Source organism: Micromonospora sp. RP3T (assembly GCF_003027925.1).
Classification (GTDB): Bacteria; Actinomycetota; Actinomycetes; order Mycobacteriales; family Micromonosporaceae; genus Micromonospora.
This window is the reverse complement of the sequence record NZ_PYPS01000049.1, coordinates 1-14,812: the sequence shown is the minus strand read 5'-3', so window position 1 is coordinate 14,812 and position 14,812 is coordinate 1. Positions and strand designations below refer to the sequence as shown.

General features: G+C 72.7%; 14 protein-coding genes, 1 rRNA gene and 1 pseudogene. 6 read left to right on the top strand and 10 right to left on the bottom strand.

Annotated features, from left to right (window positions below; translation table 11 throughout):
* Positions 1–24 precede the first annotated feature (24 nt).
* A complete protein-coding gene (gene deoD / locus C8054_RS28570) occupies positions 25–732 on the top strand; it encodes a purine-nucleoside phosphorylase (RefSeq protein WP_107162259.1) in 708 nt (235 codons plus the stop codon).
* Between the two features lie 108 nt (positions 733–840).
* Here the strand turns inward: deoD and C8054_RS28565 are convergent, their stop codons facing one another.
* The 4 genes from C8054_RS28565 to C8054_RS28555 all read right to left on the bottom strand — a co-directional run bounded on the left by C8054_RS28565 (position 841) and on the right by C8054_RS28555 (position 2,649).
* Positions 841–1,284, bottom strand: a complete 444-nt coding sequence (locus C8054_RS28565) for a nucleoside deaminase (RefSeq protein ID WP_199199967.1) — start codon at positions 1,282–1,284, stop codon at positions 841–843.
* A 178-nt stretch (positions 1,285–1,462) separates the two neighbouring features.
* Entirely contained in the window at positions 1,463–1,987 is a 525-nt protein-coding gene (locus C8054_RS28560) for a tRNA adenosine deaminase-associated protein (RefSeq protein ID WP_107162257.1), read from the bottom strand.
* A 122-nt stretch (positions 1,988–2,109) separates the two neighbouring features.
* Complete coding sequence (locus C8054_RS31860) at positions 2,110–2,346, bottom strand: hypothetical protein (RefSeq protein ID WP_146180002.1); 237 nt, start codon at positions 2,344–2,346, stop codon at positions 2,110–2,112.
* Positions 2,347–2,352: 6 nt separating this feature from the next.
* Positions 2,353–2,649 (bottom strand): hypothetical protein, encoded by a 297-nt coding sequence (locus C8054_RS28555; RefSeq protein WP_107162256.1) that lies wholly within the window; start codon positions 2,647–2,649, stop codon positions 2,353–2,355.
* A gap of 209 nt (positions 2,650–2,858) precedes the next feature.
* Between C8054_RS28555 and C8054_RS28550 the strand changes: the two genes are divergently transcribed.
* Complete coding sequence (locus tag C8054_RS28550; RefSeq protein WP_107162255.1) at positions 2,859–3,623, top strand: M23 family metallopeptidase; 765 nt, start codon at positions 2,859–2,861, stop codon at positions 3,621–3,623.
* An 83-nt stretch (positions 3,624–3,706) separates the two neighbouring features.
* Positions 3,707–4,777 (top strand): PHP domain-containing protein, encoded by a 1,071-nt coding sequence (locus C8054_RS28545; protein WP_107162254.1) that lies wholly within the window; start codon positions 3,707–3,709, stop codon positions 4,775–4,777.
* Here C8054_RS28545 and C8054_RS28540 read toward each other — a convergent pair.
* Positions 4,660–5,753: pseudogene (locus C8054_RS28540) on the bottom strand (DMT family transporter); the annotation flags it as partial. The gene C8054_RS28545 and the pseudogene C8054_RS28540 sit on opposite strands and share 118 nt — an antisense overlap.
* 96 nt (positions 5,754–5,849) lie before the next feature.
* Here C8054_RS28540 and C8054_RS28535 point away from each other — a divergent pair.
* Positions 5,850–6,473, top strand: a complete 624-nt coding sequence (locus C8054_RS28535) for a Uma2 family endonuclease (protein WP_199199962.1) — start codon at positions 5,850–5,852, stop codon at positions 6,471–6,473.
* Between the two features lie 52 nt (positions 6,474–6,525).
* Positions 6,526–8,196: a DUF885 domain-containing protein gene (locus tag C8054_RS28530; RefSeq protein WP_107162252.1), complete on the top strand. Its 1,671-nt coding sequence runs from the start codon at positions 6,526–6,528 to the stop codon at positions 8,194–8,196.
* A 64-nt stretch (positions 8,197–8,260) separates the two neighbouring features.
* On the opposite strand, the gene C8054_RS28525 is transcribed toward C8054_RS28530, so the two are convergent.
* From C8054_RS28525 to nudC, 3 genes are all read right to left on the bottom strand, one after another.
* Positions 8,261–9,793, bottom strand: a complete 1,533-nt coding sequence (locus tag C8054_RS28525; protein ID WP_107162251.1) for a DUF6114 domain-containing protein — start codon at positions 9,791–9,793, stop codon at positions 8,261–8,263.
* An 80-nt stretch (positions 9,794–9,873) separates the two neighbouring features.
* On the bottom strand, positions 9,874–10,425 hold the full coding sequence (locus C8054_RS28520) for a DUF6230 family protein (RefSeq protein WP_107162280.1): 552 nt from the start codon (positions 10,423–10,425) through the stop codon (positions 9,874–9,876).
* A gap of 449 nt (positions 10,426–10,874) precedes the next feature.
* Positions 10,875–11,798 carry an NAD(+) diphosphatase gene (gene nudC, locus C8054_RS28515; protein WP_107162250.1) on the bottom strand — a complete coding sequence of 308 codons (924 nt, stop codon included), beginning with the start codon at positions 11,796–11,798 and terminating at the stop codon, positions 10,875–10,877.
* Positions 11,799–11,985: 187 nt separating this feature from the next.
* Here nudC and C8054_RS28510 point away from each other — a divergent pair, with 187 nt between their 5' ends.
* Positions 11,986–13,800 (top strand): VanW family protein, encoded by a 1,815-nt coding sequence (locus C8054_RS28510; RefSeq protein WP_199199966.1) that lies wholly within the window; start codon positions 11,986–11,988, stop codon positions 13,798–13,800.
* A gap of 53 nt (positions 13,801–13,853) precedes the next feature.
* Here the strand turns inward: C8054_RS28510 and C8054_RS28505 are convergent, their stop codons facing one another.
* On the bottom strand, positions 13,854–14,480 hold the full coding sequence (locus C8054_RS28505) for an NADPH-dependent F420 reductase (RefSeq protein ID WP_107162248.1): 627 nt from the start codon (positions 14,478–14,480) through the stop codon (positions 13,854–13,856).
* Positions 14,481–14,692: 212 nt separating this feature from the next.
* Positions 14,693–14,809, bottom strand: a 5S ribosomal RNA gene (gene rrf, locus C8054_RS28500).
* Positions 14,810–14,812: the final 3 nt, after the last annotated feature.

Here is a 14,812-nt window from a genome sequence, read left to right as displayed (position 1 = left end):
GGCCGGCCTGGCAGGATCTTTGCCATGAGTACGCACATCGGCGCTGAGCCGGGAGAGATCGCCGAGCGGGTCCTGATGCCGGGTGACCCGCTGCGGGCCAAGTGGATCGCGGAGACCTACCTCGAGGAGGCCCGCTGCTACACGACGGTGCGCGGCATGCTGGGCTTCACCGGGCGGTGGAACGGCGTCGACGTCTCCGTCCAGGGTTCCGGCATGGGCATGCCGTCCGCCTCCATCTACGCGCACGAGCTGATCAACGAGTACGGCGTGAAGACGCTGATCCGGGTCGGCTCGTGCGGGGCCCTGACCGAGGACCTGCAACTACGGGACGTGGTGGCGGCCATCGGCTCGTCCACCGACTCGAACATGAACCGGATGCGCTTCGACGGGCTGATCGACTACGCCCCGGTCGCCGACTTCGGGCTGCTGCGTACCTCGGTCGAGGTGGCCGAGCGGCGCGGCATCACCATGCGGGTCGGGCCGATCCTGGCCGCGGACGCCTTCTACACCGACCGGCCGGACCTGTACGACGCGCTCGCCGACTACGGCGTGCTGGCGGTGGAGATGGAGTCGGCGGCGCTCTATACGATCGCGGCCCGGTTCAAGGCCCGCGCGCTGACCATCCTGACCGTGAGCGACCACATCAAGACCGGTGAGAAGACCACGTCGCAGGAGCGTGAGCAGACGTTCGGCCAGATGGTCGAGATCGCTCTCGACACCGCCATCGCCTGACCAACCCTTCCCCGCCGCCCCGCCCCCGTCACCACCCGGTGCCGGGGGCGGCGGTTCGTGTGAGAAGGGGCCCCGTCTATACCGCAGGCGTTAACAGGGGGCCCGGCCTTACCGGAAGAAGGCGCGCAGCAAGGCGGCGCTCTCCGGGGCCAGGACGCCGGCGTAGACCTCGGGGCGGTGGGTGACCCGGCGGTCGCGCAGGACGTCCCAGAGCGAGCCGACCGCACCGGTCTTCGGTTCCCACGCGCTGAACACCACCGTCGAGACCCGGGCCAGCGCGATCGCGCCGGCGCACATGGTGCACGGCTCCAGCGTCACCACCAGCGTGCAGCCGTCCAGCCGCCACCGGCCCAGCCGCTGCGCGGCGCGGCGCAGCGCCAGCACCTCGGCGTGCGCGGTCGGGTCGCCGGTCAGTTCCCGCTCGTTGCGCCCGATCGCCAGCTCCCCGCCGTCGGGCCCGTAGAGCACGGCCCCGACCGGCACGTCGTCGACGCCCTCGTCCGGCGTCGGCCCGTCCGGGCCGGTCACGGCGACGTGCAGGGCCCGACGCATCCACAGCTCGTGCCGCTGCCGGCGCCCCACGGCGCCCGGGTCGGCCAGCCCTTCGTCCGCGCCCGGCCCCGCCCGTCCGGGTCGGCCCGGCGTCGGCTGGCCGGGGCGCAGCGTCTCCAGCGCCGGGTCGGTGGCGTCGGCCGGTTCCACGGCGCCGGGCGTCACGGACTCGCCGGGCTCAGACCTCACGCAGCTCCTCGACCTCGTCCGCGCAGCCGAGCACCTGGCAGATCTCGGCGGTCACGTCGGCCGGCATGTTGCCCTCGTGGGCGCAGAGCGCGAGCAGCTTCGGCGCCGGGATGCCGAGGTCGGCGAGGAGGTCGGCGTCACCCACCGGGTCGGCCTCCGGGTCCACGGCCGGCTGCTCGGTCTCGTCGTCGCCGCCGGACGGGCGCGGCTCGTCGACGTCCTCCAGGCCGGTGACCGAGGTCTTCAGGTCGCCGACCAGCAGCGCGCCCAGCCGGGACTCCTCCGCGTACGCCGAGTCGGAGCCGAAGACCCGCAGGTCCTCCCCCTCGTCGAGGCGCAGGACGACCAGGTAGGTGTCGTCGGCCTCGACGAACAGCAGGGAGAGGTCGGCGTCCGGCTCGACGTCGCGCAGCCGGTCGGCCGCCTCCTCGATGTCGGTGACGCCCCGCAGGCTGACCTCGCCGGCGGTCCAGCCGCCGTCGATGCGCGCCACGGCAGCAGCGAAGTACGACACGGTCCCCCCAAAATGGCCTCGGCAGCATGCCGACACGTCACGCGATGCACGTTAACCGGTCGGGTCGGCGGGCGACCGGTCAACGCCCCGACAGGGGCCGGCCGTTCCTGGAGAAAGTCGCCTCAGCCGGCCACGCGGCGCCGGGTGGCGATGAGCTGGCGCAGGCGTTCGCTGCGCGCCCGCTGCGGCCGCTCGCGCTGCTGTACCGCACGGGCACCGGCCAACTCGGCAAGGAGTTGCAGGCGACGGCGGCTCCGATCGGGGTCGAGCCGCGGCGGTGTGGTCCAGGCCATATGGCGAGCGTGAACCGTCACCGCGCGTACGTCAAGATGGTCTTCGCTACGCAGCGAAAGCGGCACGCAAGGTCACCAGAGCGGCCAGTCGCCGGTCTGCGCCCACCGCACCGCGACGATCGCGGCGGCGATGCTCCAGCCGCCCGCGGTGACGATCGCCACCCCGGTCGCCACGCCCCGGTCGCCGTGGCGGACCAGCACCGCGGCGACCGCCCAGGCGACGCCGCCGGCCAGCACCGTCCACCAGGCGTAGCCGGGCACGTCGCGGCCGACCAGCCCGAACAGCAGCAACCAGGCGAAGGTGACCACCGCGCCGAGCGCCACGCCGGCACCAGTCACCGGGTACGGCTCGCGGTAGCTGGGGCGCATCGGCCCGCCGGACGGGAAGAGCCCCGACGGGGTACGCGGCGGCGCGTGGAACGCCCCCGGACCGCTCGCTCCGGCTGCCCCGTGCCACCCGTTCGTCACCGCTGCTCCCCTCCCCGACCCATCGACCGCGATGTCACCCACCGTGACCGGCCGGTGTGACCGGGGTCGGCGCTTTCGTTCCCACGGTAGTGGTCTGCCAGGATGATCGGATGCGCTCGCCATCGATCGGCCGCCGCGCGCGTCCGGCGTTCCCGGTCCTGTTGCTCATCGCGGCGTTGGCCGCCGGGTGCGACCGGCCCGCGGCGCCTGCGGACGCCTGGCAGGACCCGAGTCCGATGGTGACGGCGACGCAACCCGCCGAGCCGACGGCGAGCCCGGCCCCACCGGCCGCCTCCACCGCCCCGACCGCCAGCGTCGCCCCGACGCCGTCGCGCCCCGCGCCGCGACGCGTCTTCCCGGTCCGGGCCGGCAACGTCGACTACCACCCGACGCACGGCGGCTACCCGGGCACCGACGTCTTCGCCGACTGCGGTGAGCCGGTGGTGGCGGTCACCGACGGGGTGGTGCTCGAGGTGAGCCGGGTGGACCGGTTCGACAAGCGGGGGCCGTTGGGGCCGAACAACGGCGGGCTCTCGGTCTCGCTGCTCGGCGACGACGGGGTGCGCTACTACGGTTCGCACCTGAGCGTGATCGCGTCCGGCGTCGACGCCGGCGTCCGTGTCCGCGCCGGGCAGCAGCTCGGCAAGGTGGGCCGCACCGGCAACGCCAACAACGTGTGCCACCTGCACTTCGGGCTCTCCCCGAAGTGCTCCGGCCACGACGACTGGTGGATCCGTCGCGGGGTGGTCTGGCCGGCGCCCTACCTGAACTCCTGGCGCAAGGGCGGCAACCGGTCCCCGGTCGCCGAGGTGACCGCCTGGCAGCGCAAGCACGGCTGTCCGGCGTCGCCGGGCCGGTCCGCGGCGGGCGGCTGACCCGACGCGCGACTCCGGCGGCTGACCCGACGCGCGGGTCCGGCGGCACACGGCGGACGGCCGGAGCGCGTAGGTTCCACTGCATGACTGCCCGGGATCCCCTCGCCGATCTGCGCCGGATCGCGTTCCTGCTGGAACGGGCCAACGAGGCCACCTACCGGGTGCGGGCGTTCCGGTCGGCGGCCTCGGCGCTGGGCGCGTTGCCGGCCGGCGAGGTGGCCGAGCGGGCCCGCACCGGCAAGCTGACCGAGCTGCCCGGCGTCGGCGACGTCACCGCCCGCTGCGTGGCCGAGTCGCTGGCCGGCGAGGAGCCGGTCTACCTGCGTCGGCTGCTGGCCACCGAGGGCACCGACCTGGACGAGGAGGCGGCGACGCTGCGGGACGCGCTGCGCGGCGACTGCCACACCCACTCGGACTGGTCGGACGGCGGCTCACCGATCGAGGAGATGGCGCTGGCCGCCGTCGAGCTGGGGCACGAGTACGTGGTGCTCACCGATCACTCGCCCCGGTTGAAGGTGGCCCGCGGGCTGACCGCGGACCGGCTCCGCCGGCAGCTCGACCACGTTGCCGCCGTGAACGAGGCGCTGCCGAAGGGCTTCCGCATCCTCACCGGCATCGAGGTCGACATCCTCGCCGACGGCTCGCTCGACCAGACCGACGAGTTGCTGGCCCGGCTGGACGTGGTGGTCGGCTCGGTGCACAGCGGCCTCAACGACGAGCGGGCGAAGATGACCCGCCGGATGGTGACCGCGATCGCCAACCCGCACCTGGACATCCTCGGGCACTGCACCGGCCGGATGGTGTCCTCCCGGCCGGCCGGCGTGACCGGGCCGGGCGACAAGGGGCACCGACCGCGTACCCGCAAGGAGAGCGAGTTCGACGCGGACGCCGTCTTCGCCGCCTGCGCGGAGCACGACGTCGCCGTCGAGATCAACTCCCGGCCGGAGCGGCAGGACCCGCCGAAGCGGCTGATCCGCCGCGCGCTGGAGGCGGGCTGCCGGTTCGCCATCGACACCGACGCGCACGCGCCCGGGCAGCTCGACTGGCAGCGCTTCGGGTGCGAGCGGGCGGCGCGCTGCGGCGTACCGGCCGACCGGGTGATCAACACGTGGACCGCCGACCGCCTGGTGACGTGGACGGCGGGCCGGGGCTGAGCGGTCAGGCCCGAGCCGCCGGCTCGACCGGGCGGGCGGCGGGCGCCACCGGCGTCGGGTCAGGCCGGCGCCGGCCGACCAGGCCCTGCGCGACCGCCACCCCGACCAGCACGACCAGCGCGCCCACCGGCTGGTGCCAGTTCATCCGCTCGCCGAGCACCACGGCGCCGACCACCACCGCGAAGATCGGGACCAGGTACGTCACGGTGGACGCCGTGCTGGCCCCGGCCAGTCGGATGTTGCGCAGGTTGATCACGAAGGCGAGCCCGGTGCCGAGCGCGCCGAGCGCGAGCACGCTGGCCACCACCCGGGGGGACAGGTCGGTCGGCACCGGCGGCGCACCGGCCACCAGCGGCGCGGCCAGCGCGAGCTGCGCGGTCGCCACGAGCAGCTGGGCCGCCGACAGCGACAGTCCCGAGTACGCGCGGCCGGCGATGAACTTCTTCTGGTACGGGATCGCCAGCCCGTAGCAGGCCGCCGCCCCGAGGCACATGAGCTGGCCGGTGAAGTGCGCGCCGCCGACGCCCGCCCAGACACCGAGCACCACCAGCACCCCGATGAAGCCCAGCGCCAGCCCGACCGCCCGGCGCGCGGTCAGCCGCTCGGTGCGGAACACCAGCACCGCCAGCGGCAGCACGATCAGCGGCGTGGTGGCGTTCCAGATGCCGGCCAGCATGGACTCGACCCGCTGCTCGCCGTAGCCGAACAGGGTGAACGGCAGCGCGACGCCGAGCGCGGCAACCACCAGCAGGTGGCCCCAGACCGCCGGCTCGCGGGGCAGCCGGTCGCGCAGCACGACCAGCACCACGAGCAACGTGGCCGCGCCGGTGGCCACCCGGTAGAGGGTGAGGTGCACGGGGTGCAGCTCACCCACCCCCACCTTGATGAAGAGGAAGCTGGAACCCCAGATCGCGGCCAGTGCGACGAACCCGGGCAGCCAGCTCCGCAGCGGCGCCCGGTCAGGGGCGAAATCCATGTTCACCCCTGACACTCTGCCCCTCCGGTACGACGAAGTCGCGCGGATTTCGGCCGCCGTGTCGACCGCCACAACAACCGACCTACAGTGGGGACGTTGACCGGTCGAGGAGGTGACAAGTCGATGGCCGCGCCGCTGCGTTTCGATCCGCTCGTCGATTTCGACGGGATGTGGACCACTCGGCTCGCCGACCGTTACCTCCCGTTGCGCGAGCTGCCCGACGCGCGCTACGAGTGCATCGACGGAAGGCTGGTCATGACCCCCGCCGAGACCGGCACCAACAGCTATGCCGAGGGTGAGCTGCTCCACCTGCTCAAACCGGCGGCGAAGGAGGCCGGCTTCTACGTCTTCGGCCAGGTGAACCTGACGTTCGCCCCCGACCGGTGGATCCAACCCGACCTGACCATCCTGCACGCCCTGCCCGGAACCGACCAGGAGGACCGGTGGATTCCGGTCCGGCTGTGCACGATGGCGGTCGAGTTCGTGTCACCGGGAAGCCGCCGGCAGGACTTCGTGGACAAGCCCCGCCGCTGCGCCGAAGGCGGGGTGCCGTACTTCATGCGGGTGCAGATCGCCCGACAGATCCGGCACGTCGGCGTGGAGTTCCTCTCGCTCGACAACGGCGGCTACGTCAGCACGGCTCAGGCGGTCAGCGGCCAGCGGCTCAAGCTGGACCTGCCGTTCCCGATCGACTTCGACCCCGCCGATCTGCTGCCCTGAACACGGCAAACAGGCTCGACACCGGGGTGACCCGGTCACGTAGGGTCGCCCCGTGGGACGAATCGATGACCTCGCCAACCGGTACGTGGCCCAGTGGGCTCCGCTGAGCCCGACCGGGGCCACCTACGTCGGCATCGCCGGCTACGACGACCAGCTCGACGACCTGTCGCCCGAGGGCTACGCGGCCCGTGCCGAGCTGGCCCGGCGCACGCTGGGCCAGCTCGACGTGACCGAGGCGGAGACCGAGGCGGAGCGGACCGCGCAGGAGGCGATGCAGGAGCGCCTCGGCCTGGAGCTCGCCCGCTACGACAGCGGCGAGACCACGAGCGAAGTCAGCGTGATCACGAGTGGGCTGCACGAGCTGCGGATGGTCTTCGACCTGATGCCGACCGACGGCGAGGAGGCGAAGGCGAACGTCGCCACCCGGCTCAACCGCTTCGCGTCGGCGTTGGAGGGCTACAAGCGCACGCTGCGTGAGGCGGCGGCGGCCGGCCGGGTCAGCTCGCAGGTGCAGCTCGTCGAGGTCGCCAAGCAGTGCGACATCTGGGTCGACCCGGAGGGCGACAACTTCTTCCACGGCCTGGCCGAACGCCTCGACGCGGACGGCACGCTCGGCGCCGAGCTGCGCAAGGGCGCCGCCGCCGCGACCGCGGCCACCGCCGAGTTCGGGCACTTCCTCCGCACCGAGCTGGCCCCCGTCGGGCGGCAGAAGCAGGCCGCCGGCCGGGAGCGCTACGAACTGGCCTCGCAGTACTTCCTCGGCGCGAAGGTCGACCTGGACGAGACGTACGCCTGGGGTTTCGCGGAGCTGGCCCGGCTGGAGGCCGAGATGCGGGCGGTGGCCGCGCGGATCGTCGGCCCCGGTGCCTCGGTCGACGACGCGGTCCGTGCGCTCGACGCCGACCCGGCGCGGACGGTCCGCGGCAAGGAGGCGTTCCGCGACTGGATGCAGGCGCTCGCCGACCAGGCGATCAGCGAGCTGGACGGCACCCACTTCGACATCCCGGAGCAGGTCCGCCGGATCGAGTGCTGCCTGGCGCCGACCAGCGACGGCGCGATCTACTACACCGGCCCGAGCGAGGACTTCTCCCGGCCGGGGCGGATGTGGTGGGCGGTGCCGCAGGGCATCACCGAGTTCTCCACCTGGCGCGAGGTGACCACGGTCTACCACGAGGGGGTGCCGGGTCATCACCTCCAGGTCGCGCAGACCGCCGTCCGGGCCGACCTGCTCAATCGCTGGCAGCGGCTGCTCTGCTGGGTCTCCGGGCACGGTGAGGGCTGGGCGCTCTACTCGGAGCGGCTGATGGACGAGTTGGGCTACCTGGCCGACCCGGGGGACCGGCTCGGCATGCTCGACGGGCAGGCGTTGCGGGCGGCCCGGGTGATCGTCGACATCGGCATGCACCTGGAGCTGGAGATCCCGGCGGACAATCCGTTCGGCTTCCACCCGGGCGAGCGCTGGACGCCGGAGCTGGGTTGGGAGTTCATGCGGGCGCACTGCCGGGTGCCGGACGAGACGCTGCGCTTCGAGCTGAACCGCTACCTCGGCTGGCCGGGGCAGGCCCCCTCCTACAAGGTCGGTGAGCGGATCTGGTTGCAGGCCCGGGAGGACGCGAAGGCCCGCAAGGGCGCCGACTTCGACCTGAAGGAGTTCCACCGCCAGGCGCTCGACCTGGGCGCGCTGGGGCTCGACCCGCTGCGTCGGGCGCTGGGCAGGCTCTGAGGACGACGGTGGCCGGGCGTCGGAGGGACCTCCGACGCCCGGCCGTTTCCGTGGTGCGCCCGGATCAGGCCAGGTCGACCCGGAGCACCGGCTCCGCGGTGAGCGACTTCGAGCGCTCGTACGCCAGCTCGATCACCGGGTCGTCGAAGCTGATCGGGATCGGCGAGGTGATCGGGATGCCGTCCGGGAAGGGCAGCTCCGGCGTCAGCGTGATCTTGATACCGAGCAGGTGCCCGACGAACCGGGTGGCGTAGAACGCGACGTCACCGGAGACGGTGAGCCGGTCGGTGACGTACCGCTGCTTCTTGCCCGCCGGGCCGTTGGCCAGCAGCGTGAAGTCGTCGGTGACCGCCTTGTCCATGGTGAACTTCAGGCACTTGAGCTTGCCCCGGTAGGTGGGCAGCTCGACGATGCCCTCGAAGCGCAGCCCGGTCATGGTCACCTTGGAGCCGGTGAGCCGGGAGGGCGGGTCGGCCACGAGTGGCTGGTCGGGGTCGGCGGCCAGCTTGGGCAGCGGCTTGCCCTCCTCGACCGGCTTGGGCTTGGTCGGGGCGGGGTCGGCGTCGTCGCAGTCGGCGCCCGGCTTCGCCGGGGTCGACGGCTTGGCGCTGCCGCTGGGCTTCGGCGTACCGCTCCCGCTCGGCGTGGCGGCTGCGGCGGCGGGGGCCACGGTCGTCGGCGACGGCGACGGCGACGGCTCGGCCTCCTCCTCCCCGCCGGTGAACAGGCCGGTGATGCCGTCGACGAGGTCGGTCAGCAGGTTGCCGTCCGGGTCCTCGGCCGGCGGCGCGGTCGTGGCGGTGGCGCTCGGGCTGGCCGACGGCGACGCCGACGCGGTCTTCGAGGCGGACGGCTTCGGCGCCGGCGCCGACGTGGTCGGGCAGGCCGCCGGCGCGGCGACCGCCGGCCGCTGGTCGCGGAGCGCCACCAGGCCGGCCAGGGAGACCGCGAGAACCAGCAGGATCGCGTACGCCCGGGGCGCGTAGCCCGGGCCGTGGGGCGTGTCCGGCCCGGCGGGGTCGACGGGTGACGCCTCGCGCAGCGGGTTACGCGGCTCCGGCAACGTGTCGGTGAGGACGCCGGTGGCGTCGTCCTGCCGCTGCCGGGGCGGCAGCAACTCGTCGACCAGCGCCGGCTCCGGCTCCTCGGCCGGCTCCGTCGCCGGCTCGTCGACCGGCTGGGCCGGCTTCGGGTCGCCGGCGGCTTCCTTGCGCGGCACCCAGGCGAAGCCGAGCGCGCTGCCGATCATGCCGAGCAGCAGGCCGATGAAGAAGCCGCCGAGGTTCACGCCGATCAGCGAGTAGAGCGCGGTGATCGCCGCGACCACCGCGTAGAACATCCGCTGGGCAGGGCTGAACCAGAGCAGCATGCCGCAGGTCACGAGGATGGTCGGGATGAGCCAGGACAGGAAGCCGGTGGGCCCCATCTGGAACGAGAGGCCGTTGAGGCTCATCTGGGTGGTGGCGAAGATCTCCAGACCGGCCAGCGCGGTGAAGAGCCCGCCCCAGAACGGTCGCGCCCGGCGCCACCGGCGGAAGCCACGCCACGCCTGGCCGGGCCGACCCGGCCGGGCCTGCTGCGTCTCGGCGGTTGTCACGTACTCCTCCTGGCGGTGCTGACGGGGTGAGACATGGCCGAGGCTCGCGGAGGGCGCCCTCCGCGAGCCTCGCCATCAGATCAGAAGCACTCCTTGGCGTCCTTGCCCACGTTGACCTTCAGCTTCAGGCCGTTGAGGGTGAAGACGCCGGCGCTGGTGGAGCGCGCCACCTGCTCCAGCTTCGTGATGGTCACCTTGTCCGCGCTCTGCCCGAACCCGCCGGGCTGGCCCTTCGTCGCGTTGAGGTCGTTGGCGTCACGGCCGATCTGGATGTTCTCGAACGTGGCGTCGCCGGCGAGCGAGTCCATGTCGATCAGCAGGTTGGTGGCGGTGGCCGGCTTGCCGTCGCCACCGGCGTTGATGGTCAGCACGATCGGGATGCCCGGCAGGCTGGCGTTTACCGACTGGCAGAGGTCGTAGAGCTTGGCGTCGGCGATCTCGGAGACGGCGACCGGGTGCTTGGTGCCGTTCTTCTCCTCGACCATGCCGCCGTACTGCTTGAAGCCGTTGCCCTCCAGCTTCGTGGCGCCGACCTTGAAGGTCTGCCCCGACACCGCGAACGAGGCCGCGATGGCGCCGTTGGCCATGCCCAACACGATGCCGCCGGCCACGACCGTCGCCGGCACCATCATCGCGGCGAAGCGCCGCCAGCGGGTGCCGCCACTCGGCTGACGGTTCTCCGATTCACTCACAAGGTCCTCCTCGACGGGGGTGCGTCGCCGGACGCGGGACGCGACGCGGGACGGGAAAGCTGCGGGGCGGCGCGGATGCCGTTGTGCCGAACGGCCGCGCGGTCGCGGATTGGATGCTCTCGCGAAGCGACAGACCTCACAAGCCCCAAGCTACTGACGGGTAACACAGTCGTGATATCAAGATCGCCCCTGGTTACCAACGGTTAACATCCCTGGGGCAAGCAGGTCAGGGCAAACCGGCCTGATTACGACAGGATGCCGAACAGGTTTCACCTGTGGTAGTCGTCACTGCCAAACATCACAGTTCGGTAACGGCAAGCTGGCAAGGCGCTGTGGGTGAGGTGCCGATCACCCGTCCGGCCGGGACCACGCCACCGACCGGAGACAGCTCAGCCCCGCTCGTCCAACCACGACTCCAGCAGGTGGCTGTCGATCGAGTCGACCCGGCCGAGGGGATGCCCCGCCGCCACCCGCGCCCGCAGCTCCGCCCGGGTGAACCAGCGCGCCGCCACCAGCTCCTCGTCGTCGACCCGGACGCGCGTCGACACCGCCGTCGCTCGGAACCCCACCATCAACCCGGCCGGAAACGGCCACGCCTGCGAACCCTGATAGGTCACCGCCCGCACGGACACGCCCACCTCCTCGGCCAGCTCCCGCCGGACCGCGTCCTCCAGGCTCTCGCCGATCTCCACGAACCCGGCCAGCAGCGACCAGGCATCCTCCGCCGCCCCGCGATGCCGCCCCAGCAGGCAACGCTCCGGCTCACCGGGCACCTCGACCAGCACGATGACCGCCGGCTCGATCCGCGGGAAGAACAACCGGGCGCAGCCCGGCCCGGTGCAGGACCGGACGTGCCCGCCCGAGCCGGCCACCGTCGCCGCCCCGCACGCACCGCAGAACCGCTGGCCCCGATGCCAGTGCAGCAACCCCTTCGCGTACGCCTGGAGCGCGGCCTCCGCCGGCGTCAGCCCGCCCACCAGGGCGCGGACGTCCACCGCCTCGACCGCGCCGGCCAGCTCGCGGGCCTCGCCCTCATCCCGGCCGGACAGGTCGGCGGCGAACACCGCCCGGCCCGCGTCCAGCCCCAGGAAGACCGTCTCGTCGGCGGCGGCGAGCAACCCGGCCCCGTCCACCACGGTCGGCCGCACCGGTGCCCGCCCGGCGTCCACCAGGCACCGGTCCCGCCAGCACGGCAGCACCACACTCGCCGGATCGGTCCGCCGCTCGGCCAGCCAGTTCGCGTCCCCGCGCAGCTCCGCCGCCCGGTCCAGCCAGCCACCGCCGTACGCCAACCCGCGCTCGTCCGCCCGCACCCGCCCACCGTGTCACGACCAGGGCGTGAACGGGGCCCCGAAACGGGTGATCGGTACGACACCGCCGCCCGCCCGACACGACCGCCCGGCCGGACCCTCCCGACCGGCCCGAGCGTTGGTTACCGTAGGTGTCTCCCGCGGGGGAAGCGGTCCCCGCACGTGTCCTTCCGATGAGGTTGCAGTGACGATGTACGGCGAGAAGGTGCCGGCCGCCGACGACCGCCCCACCATCAAGGTGGCGGCGGTGAGCTGGCCCGGGGTCGAGCTGGAGCCGGTCGCCACACCGCCCACCGGCGACCCGGGGAAGCCGCCGCGCTCCCGCCGCGCCCGGCTGCTGCTGGCCGGCGGGATCACCGCCGCCGTGCTCGCCGGCGGCGTCGGCGTCGGCGCCTACGCGTACGCCGGTGACGTGCCCCGCGGCACCACGGTGCTCGGCACCGAGCTGGGCGGCCGGAGCCGGGCCGAGGCGGCCCGCGCGCTGCGCACCGAGCTGGAACGCCGCGCCGACGCGCTGAACGCCCCGATCACCGTGACCGTGGGCGAGAAGAAGGTCGAGCTGAAGCCGGCCGACGTCGGGCTCACCGTCGACGTGGACGCCACCGTGGCGGCGGCGGCCGCCGCCGACGCGCACGCGGTCAGCCGACTGGTCGGCTCCCGCGCGGTCGAGCCGGTGGTCACGGTCGACGCCGACCGACTGGCTGCCGCCCTGCGCAAGGCGGCGGGCGACCAGGGCCGCGAGATGACCATGCCGACCATCATCTGGACCGGCACCACCCCGAAGCCGGTCTACCCGAAGCCGGCGCTGACCGTCGACACGACCGCCGCGACGACGGCGGTCACCTCGGCGTGGCTGGCCGCCCGACCGGTCACCGTGCCCCTGGTGGAGCAGTGGCCGACGACCACCCGGGAGGAGGTCGACCGGCTCGTCACCGAGCTGGCCCGGCCCGCCGTCGCCGCACCGGTCACGCTCACCACCGACGGCGGCTCGGTCACCATCCCGCCCGCCGCCATCGCCAGGTCGCTGCGCTTCCCCACCGACGACGCCGGAAAGATCATCCCCAGGGTCGACGTCAAGCGCTTGCGCGCCGCGCTCGGCGGCAAGCTGGCGACGCTGGAGGTGGAGCCCCGCGACGCCGGGCTGACCATCAGTGGCGGCAAACCGAAGGTGGTGCCGAGCCGGGCCGGCCGCCAGGTCGACGCCGCCGCGCTCGGGCCCGCCTTGCTCGCGGTGTTGCCGAAGTCGACCGACCGCACGGTGACCGCCGAGCTGAAGCCGGCCGCGCCGGAGCTGACCGAGGCCAAGCTGGCCGAGCTGGGCATCAAGGAACGGGTCTCCACCTTCACCACCCGGTTCACCGGTGGCCTCTCCTCCCCGCGCAGCCAGAACATCGTCCAGGCGGCCAAGGACGTGGACGGCACGATCGTCAAGCCGGGAGAAACCTTCTCGCTCAACGCGCACACCGGCGAACGCGGCTACGACCAGGGCTACCAGGACGCGCCGACGATCGTGAACGGCAAGCTGGTGCCGGGCGTGGGCGGCGGTGTCTCGCAGTTCACCACCACGCTGTTCAACGCGAGCTACTACGCCGGGCTGGAGGACGTCGAGCACAAGCCGCACTCGTTCTACTTCAGCCGCTACCCGGCCGTCATCGAGTCGACCATCTACTGGCCGCAGCTCGACTTCAAGTTCCGCAACAACACGCCGCACGGCGTGCTCATCGACACCTCGTACACGGGCAGCTCGATCACCGTGTCGATCTGGAGCACGAAGATCTACGACAGCGTGAAGACCGAGTACGGCCCGCGCCGGAACGTCACCCAGCCGAAGACGGTCTACCTCAAGCCGGGTCCGGACTGCATCTCCGCCGCCGGTGGGGTGGGATTCGCCCAGGACGCGTTCCGGGTGATCAAGAAGGACGGCAAGGTCGTCAAGCGGGAGAAGTTCAGCTGGCGGTACGACGCCGAACCGCGCTTCATCTGCGCCCCCGAGCCGGGGGCCTGACCCGGACGCCAAGAAGGCCCCGCACAGCGGGGCCTTCTTCGTGCTCGGTGCGATCAGGGCCGCGCCGCGGCCAGACCCTCCCGTACGCCGTCCGCGTCCCGGTCGGTGCCGTACACCGGCGTGTCCGGCTGCTGCCGCCAGCTCTCGTCGAGCGTGCCCGCGTCGACCGGGTCGAAGCCCAGCTCCGCCACGATCCCCATGACGACCCGCTTGGCGTCCTCGTCGTCGCCGGCGACCGGCAGACCGATGCGGCCCGGCGTGCCCGTCGGCTTGCCCGCGTCCATCAGGTGCGCCGCCTGGATGTTGTTGAAGGCCTTGACCACCCGGGCGCCCTTGAGGTGGTCGGCGGTCCACCGGCTGGAGCTGAGACTACGGTCCAGCAGCTCGGCCACGTCGCCGTCGCGCTGGGGGTAGTAGTTGTTCGCGTCCACGACCAGCTTGCCGTCGAAGAGCGACGCCGGCAGTTGCGGCACCGCCTTCAGCGGGATCGCGACGACCACGAGTTCCGCGCCCTGGACCGCCTCCTCCAGGCTGACGGCCCGGGCGCCGGTCTCGGCGGCGAGGTCGGTCAGGCTCTGCGGGCCGCGGGAGTTGGTTACCGCGACGTCGTGGCCGAGTGAACTCAGACGACGGGTGAGGGTGCCCCCGATGTGCCCCGACCCGATGATTCCGATCTCCATGACCACTCCTGTACCCCGGTCGGCCCGTACCGATCCCGAACACGCCGTTCGTCACGTCACGTTTGACGAATCCGCCCGGCTCGGCGGGGGACACGCGGAGCGGCCCCGGCTCGACGGTACGAGACACGACGGGTGGGCCGTGGAGATTCCGCCGGTTCGGGCGGGAACGCAGTTCAGGGCCACCCCGAAGGGTGGCCCTGAACTCGAAGATTGTCCGGCGGTGTCCTACTCTCCCACACCCTCCCGAGTGCAGTACCATCGGCGCTGGAGGGCTTAGCTTCCGGGTTCGGAATGTAACCGGGCGTTTCCCCTCCGCCATGACCGCCGTAACT